Annotated in this window: 2 protein-coding genes; both read right to left on the bottom strand. The window is 50.7% G+C overall.

Translation table 11 applies throughout. The features are described from left to right. The coding region (locus KBS54_00825) for a hypothetical protein (GenBank protein MBQ0054679.1) at positions 1-3194 on the bottom strand (3194 nt) is incomplete at its 3' end. A gap of 1037 nt (positions 3195-4231) precedes the next feature. Beyond that, on the bottom strand, positions 4232-4497 hold a 266-nt coding region (locus tag KBS54_00820), incomplete at its 5' end, for a winged helix-turn-helix transcriptional regulator (GenBank protein ID MBQ0054678.1).

Below are 4497 nucleotides of genomic sequence, written 5' to 3'. Positions count from 1 at the left end.
GAGAGTCCCGCCGCAACGTTTGTGCTGTTGAGGTCTATGTGGCTGCCTGTTTCATAACGGCTGTGGCTGCCCTGTATCGCCGCAAAGGCTTCCCAGTCTTTTGCTTCAGCTGTCGCGTTTTCTATTACGGCTGAGGCTACAAGGTCGCTTGCGCTGTTTATTGCCGCTGAGCCTGCCAGTCTTGCTTCGCTGAAGGATTTTGTCTGGTCTATGAGTCCGCTTTCAATATATGCAGCTTCAAGCGCTCCTGTTGTGCTTTGGTACACGCCGTAGGTGTCTTCTACCATTCCACCCTGTACGTCAATAAGGTTGGGGGCTTCTTCTGTGTAGCCGTAGCCTTCAGCGCTGCTTATGAGTGTGATTTTGTCGCCTTTCTGCGTCAGTTTGTGTTCCGTATCTATTATCTGATACAGTCCGATTTCAGCATTATCCAACGCAACCGCTTTGTCTGAGGTTACTATCGTGTCTCCCGCTTTGAACCCGTCTAGGTAGAAGTTAACTGTTGAGTTCGTCAGGCTGACTTCGCCGCTGAACGTCGTTTTGTCTTTGAAGTTTGTCGTGCCTGTGCTTGTGTAGTTCTTTGCAAGCGTACCGCCTGTGAAGTTGACAATACCGCTGTTGGTTACGTCACCGCCGAGGTTGTCCGCTGACGTTGTGAGTTCGCCCGTTGTGTCAACCGTCAGGGCTGTGGCAATGGCTGCTTCTGCCGTTACGTCTCCGGTGATTTTTGTCGTGCCTTCTCCGCTTATTGCTTTGGCAAGCGTTCCGGCGGTAAGATTGAGGGTACCGCTGTTAGTTACGTCTCCGCCGAGGTTGTCCGCTGACGTTGTGAGTTCGCCCGCTGTGTCAACTGTCAGGACTGTGGCAATGGCTGCTTCTGCCGTTACATCTCCGGCGATTTTCGTTGTGCCTTCGCCGGTTATTGCTTTGGTAAGCGTTCCGGCGGTAAGATTGACAATACCGCTGTTGTCTATGGCAGTACCTATATACTGCGCATCGGTCGTAAGATTCCCTGCCGTTCCTATGGTGTAGGCTGTGGTTGAAACTTTGGCGTTTGTTGTTACATCTCCGGCGATTTTTGTTGTGCCTTCTCCGGTTATTGCTTTAGCGAGTGCGCCGGCGGATAAGGTAAGAATGTTGTCTGCGGTTACGGTGTTTGTGTCTCCGGCTATGTAGTCTGCTTTTGACGTTACGTCGCCGTTGACGTTAAGGTTTCCGCCTGTTACGGCTTTTGTAAGTGTACCGCCTGTAAGGTTGAGGGTACCGCCGTCCAGCGCCGCATTTTCAACACCGCCGGTTACTCCGTATTTGTCCGCGTTGAGTTCAAGCGTTCCGCCCTCTTTTACCGTGGCGTTGGCTATTTTGCCTTCGGCTTTGACCGTGCCCGCCGTTTGTATCGTTACGTCGTTTTCTATGCTTCCCGTCTCGTTTACGGTTGTTTTTCCTCCGGCTATTGTGAGGGCGCCGCCTGTTACTGTTCCGTCAACTGTGTTGTCACCTTTGAGCGTAAATTTGTTCGCCGTGGTGAGTGTCGCGTTTTCTTCAACGGTTATTTTTCCCGTCAGCGTTGTTCCGCCTGTAGCGTCTGCGGTGATTGTGCCCGTTTCGCCTTCGCCTACAGTTACGCCTGTGTTGTAGGTATCGTTTTCAAATGAGAGGTTGAAGTCTCCGCCGAGGTTGGCGGTAAGGGCTTTTGTCGCGTAGCCTGTGCTGAGTGTGCCTTCGTAGGCTGTTGTTGAACCTTTCGTAAATTCATAGCCGTCCGTATTGCTGAAGTCTGAGGCGTAGTCTGTTTCTTTGTCGCCGTTTGCCTGTTCGGCATAGACGTACATTTTGTACGTGCCGTCGGCAAGTGTTCCGAAGCCTACTTCTTTGCCTGTTTCAGACGCTTGGTCTGATATTTTAGCGTAGTTGACGTAGTCTCCGGCGCTATTCGCAACTATGCCGGATACGTAGTTTGCTTTTCCGTCTGTTATCGCCTGTGCCGTGTATTTCACAACGGGAGCGCTGTATTCAACGGTTACGCCGCTTGTCAGGTCAATCGTTCCGCCTTCGTCTGCCGCTTCCGCGAGAGCGTCAACACCGCCGGTCATCGTCTGCGTCACGCTCACGTTTGTCGGCGCTTTTATACCTGTCGGATTTGTCGTTGCGTTGTACGCGTCTTTCAGCGTCAGTTTCCAGCCGTTTTCGCCTTCATACGTGTTGTCCAAACCAAACGCGCCGACGCAAGCGTCGGCACCCTTGCCGCCTACGGCGGCGGATAAAAGCAAAACCGATTCCTGATTCAGGTTTAAAGCCGCACGGGCGGCGACAACGGCGTAGTCGACGTAGAAGTCGTCGGACATGTCGTGGTCGTAGATGACTACGCCGTCCTCAATGACGCCGTACGCAAAGTCGAAGCCGTCGCCGGGCGAGCGCAGCCACCAATACGAATTACCATCATCGACGTCAGCCGCCTTTGTGTTGCCGTACATTTTCACGTGCTGCGCCATTTCTGTCGCAGGCGCTCTTCTTGTGTCGCTTGGCATACATAAATCCGTGTTTTCAAAGCCGTAGTCTGTGTTGTTCACTTCTTCGTAACTCAACAGGAAGAGTTTGTCTGTGGATTCTATGTCTTTGCCTGTACAGTCTCCTCCCGCCGTGTGTGTCGTGTCCGCTATCGCCGCATATTCTTTCGCGTTAAACGCATCGTAAGCAAAGCTTGGTGTGTTAAGGTCAGCGTATTCTACCGTGTTGCTTGCCGCTCCCAACTCCAAACCTGTCAGCGTCGCACGAACTTCCGACGTGCTCCACTTATTGCCCATGAGTACACTGCTGTTAAACTGGTCTGCGTACAGCCCCTGGTCGGACATAAGGAATACCTGTTTTGTTCCTGTGCCGGTCTGGTCGTTTGACAGCACTCGCCATTTTATGCCTTCGTAGTTGTAGTCGCGCAAGTCCTCTGAGGCGCTTGGTGCCCCGCTTTTCAGGGTCTGCCAGTAGTTGCCGAAGTAGATGGTTTTGGCATTGTCTGAAGCAACCCAAACAGGGTCAGTCTCAGTACCAATATTCTTAGATGCTCCGCCGCCGCCCTCTATCTCCGTTATCTTCTTTAGTCCGCCCGGCGTTAGTGCCATCGCAGGCGATACCGTCGCGAAGATGAACGATACAAGCATTAGGACTGCTGCTATCTTTCTGATTTTTGTTCTTAACATTGTTATCCTCTCCCTTTAAGGAAATTTGAATTTTTGTTGCCCTATAACTTTGTAGCTTTATCTATTTGTTAAATTACACTTATATGAGGTTGTGTAATATTGTTGCCGAGGGTTTAAAAAAACCAATTACCAAAAGAACCAATGACCCAAAAAACCAATTACTATAAAATACAATTACCATAAAAACCAATTGCGGTGTCCGCTGAAGCGGACGTTTGAAGTTAAAACATTCCTTTTTTGTCCGTCTTTCCGTGCTTGACACGGAATCCAGTGTCTTTTTCTTCTAAAACCCAACGGGCTTTGCCCGTAAAGCCGCTGGACCCTGCGCAAGCCCTTCGGGCTTCGCAGGGAGACGGAGATTTTAAGCCGCTGGACCCTGCACTTCCGCTTCGCTCCATGCAGCAAGACAAAGATTTTTTGGTTCTTCGTTCTTCGTTCTTCGTTCTGCAGCGCAGAATCCAGTGTCGTTAATAGCGCTCCCGTTGCTCGCGAAAGCCGCTGGATTCCGCGCCTCCGCGTTGCTTCGCGCGGAATACCCCTCCGGGGCACGCGTGACGGGGATTTTTTGCTTAATGCTTCCAGTTTACTGCTTCTTTTTTCGTCATTCCGTGCTTGACACTTCATAACAGTGTCTTTATCAAACGGACAAATCTTCTTCAACGTGCTATAATATTTTTAGTTGCCGGTTTACGACGGCAGGCGGTCTCCCTCGGAGTTTGCTTCATAACTCCATTGTGAGGGGGTGATGCGAATGTTTGAAACTGATTTCGTTTCTGTTATGAGCCTGTGCATTGCTGCATTTGCCCTCGGTTACAGTGTCGGAAGAAATTCAAAAAGCGCAAAAAAATAACCGCCCCTTCTGCCCAAGATAGGTAAGCGGTTATAGACCGTACTCCTGAGGGCTGACCGTCTGTCGACCGGCAACAACCTTCAACCGAGATTATAACGGCAATTTGAAAATTGTCAACACCGTTGTTTTTCGCTTCCGGCTTACCGCTTTTGGCTTTTTGGCTTTTTTGCTTACCGCTTGCCATTCTTCATTCTTCATTATTCATTGCTTTTAACTCCCGCCACCCCGCAAGTTTCTCCCGCAGCCGTTTTATCCGCCTGTTCACTGCCGTGTGGGACAGTTTGAGCCGTTTCGCCACTTCTCTTGCCGAGTGTCCGGCGTAGAGCAGTTCCGCAAGTTTCATTTCTTTTCTGTTAAGCAGCCGCGAGAGTCTGTCAAACATTTCCGTTTCTTCGTCAGCATAGCCGTCGTCGTGGATTTCGTCCGCAATGTCAAAGGGTATTGCGTCTTCGC

The organism is Candidatus Equadaptatus faecalis (genome assembly GCA_018065065.1).
In the GTDB taxonomy this organism is placed as follows: Bacteria; Synergistota; Synergistia; order Synergistales; family Synergistaceae; genus Equadaptatus; species Equadaptatus faecalis.
Note: the sequence above shows the minus strand (reverse complement) of the source record. Positions and strands in the feature narration are given on the sequence as shown.